The sequence below is a fragment of the Pedobacter sp. HMWF019 genome, assembly GCF_003061025.1.
In the GTDB taxonomy this organism is placed as follows: Bacteria; Bacteroidota; Bacteroidia; order Sphingobacteriales; family Sphingobacteriaceae; genus Pedobacter.
Window position 1 is genome coordinate 868 of record NZ_QAIL01000607.1, and the last position, 2,580, is coordinate 3,447.

Genomic DNA, 2,580 nt, shown 5'->3' on the forward strand with positions numbered 1-2,580 from the left:
ATTTTCATCTTGGATTGAAATTTCCCGTTTTTAACAACGAAAGATCCATGTTTCCTTATTTCAGCTGTTTCCTTTATCTGTTGATTTGAAAAACGTCTCGGATAAAAAGGCTCAAAATAAATCAAAGTTCCGTCTTTCAATTTAGGTGCGTAGCCATGAATGGTCAACGTATTTTGTGCATAACCCGCACAAGACAATAGGGAGAATAACAATACGGCCAAAAACTTCATAAGGAAAATTTAACATTTAAAGAAAATTTATCTCTGAGTATTGATAATAATGGGCATTAGAGAATGTTCTTTCAATGCCCATTATTATCAATTAGCTAGGATCACAAAGTAATACAGTTGTTTGACCGGGACATGAGCCAGCTGGATATATACCATGAGACTTGCATATACCGCCCGTTTGCCCAGGCATAGTACAAGATTCGCCTTCTCTGGAACATTCATTGTCGCAGGGTCCACCGTTACCACTGCCACTACCTCCTAAAACTTTTTTCAGTTGGCTTCTTGTCAAAACTTCGCCATTTTGGATAGCGAAAGCATTTAAACTCATTTTTTTCATACTTTTACTTAAAATTTAGTTATTAGATTTTGTAACTCTACCACGCTGAGTTACTTTGAGCGACATGTTTTTATAACATCATGCTTGTTAGGGGCTGTTCTGTTGCAACGGGCAGCCCCATTTTTGTACAAAAGACCTTTCTATTCTATTAAGTATTTTATATCCTCAAGGGTATAGGGTTCAATTAACTTATATCCATTGATCAAAATCGTAGGTGTAAATGTAACTCCAAGCATCTCGCACCATCTCTTCTGCAGCCTAGTTACTGTTTCCATTTCGCTAACATTAGGTACTGGATATTTAGTTGACCATTTTAAATAGTCTTTGTCTGATTGTTCATACCAATCATCCAGGGCTTGCCCAACTACACGCTTATCATCTAATAGGCTCAATGAAGTAGCATGTCTGGCTACTTTAGTCCGATAGTCATCGTCGCTATCCGCAGTGGCAAATACAACTTTCAATTGTATATCGTCACGCTGATCAATCCATTCGCTAAGAGATTTGTGTACTGCAGCACAAGGTCCACAAAATGGGTTTGTGACCATCGTGACAACCGTTTTTGCATCCCTATTACCTAATACTATGGGCATTATATCATCAGGAACTTTATAATTGGTTTGATTACTTAAAATTTGATTAAACAAATCGCTATTGTATTTAAACCTTTTAAGTTGTTGCTTTAATGGTTGAAGATGTTCTGCTTCCTGGAGGAATGGCTTTATAAATGACCATATTGCAATAGGTGTTAAGAAACATAAAAAAGCACCTACAAAGGTATAAATTGAAAAATTTGAGATTTGAAAATCAAACGAATTTCCACCCAAATAAAATACTGCGGCTTCCAACCAAAGTAATACTTGTATACTACAACAGAGAATGCACCAATTCTTTACTTTAGCTTGATACCAAAATGAATAAAACGAGTATGGCAAACAGATTATGTTAAGCCAACTAAGCCATTCTTTAGTGGAAGGATTAAGTAACAAGCAAAGAAAAGAACCTGCAAAATAAAACATTCCCACTTCACTCCAAGTTAACCAACTTGTTACTTTAGCAGCATCAGATTTTAAAATAGCATTACAATCATTCTTTTTACCAAGGGCACATAGATTTGCAATAAATGGATTATTGTTGTTTATGCCATGCATTAATAAAAGACAACTCACAGAGATCCCTGATAGTTTTAATATGATAATAGACAGGTAGAAGGCTGTGATTTGTTGCTGGCTCAATATATAGGTTATGCCGCATAACGTCATCAAAATAATGAAAGGTATACGCATTTTAATCAGCCATTCCTTAACCAATGATTCTGTATATTTCGCTTCCCCGCTTAATAGATCCTTTTCAGCATACAGGATAACTCCATCCCAAAGTTTTAAAAATTCTTGCTTCACAAGTAATTTCCTATTTTCTTTTTCGTTACTAAATATGACATTATCGCCTTCGATTTTGTCTACTACCACAAACTCATTATCTTCTCTTTTCAAATGCGCAACGAAGGGAACTGGGAATTCAGCTAAATTAAAACTCTCTTTCTCTACCTGAAATGCTTTGTTTGGAATATTCCAAGAGGTTAAACAATCGCTTAAAGCTAGCATACTTGGATAGTCTGGATGCTCTAGCAAATCGTTTTTAATAGTATACGATGTAACTGGTATTTTTAAGGTCTTAATTAATAAACTTAGTACACTTACTGCATTGGGAATAGATTTGAGAGGTAGTAGCATATTTAACTTGGTTATAGATTTTCATAGTAGATAGCACTCCAAATATTACGCAAGAATCATCGCCTATATAACGCCTAAAATAGGAGGCGATTTCAAGGGGTGTTTTACGGATTGTGAGCATAATTTATTATCAGAGTTAATTTATCTCTAAGCTAAAAAGTAAAATCAAGATAGTATCTAGAATATTCTTTAACTTTCTGTTATATATGTGTTAATAAATTGCATAGTCAAGAAATTTACCGGTTGAATCGGTGATTATGCCTATTTCAAAACGTTTGTG

General features: G+C 34.8%; 2 protein-coding genes. Both read right to left on the reverse strand.

Annotated features, from left to right (window positions below):
- Positions 1-230 (reverse strand): hypothetical protein (locus tag DBR11_RS30465; RefSeq protein ID WP_233260951.1); only part of this gene is annotated, 230 nt, incomplete at its 3' end.
- A gap of 477 nt (positions 231-707) precedes the next feature.
- Positions 708-2,300, reverse strand: a complete 1,593-nt coding sequence (locus tag DBR11_RS28690) for a cysteine peptidase family C39 domain-containing protein (RefSeq protein ID WP_108555946.1) — start codon at positions 2,298-2,300, stop codon at positions 708-710.
- Positions 2,301-2,580 lie beyond the last annotated feature (280 nt).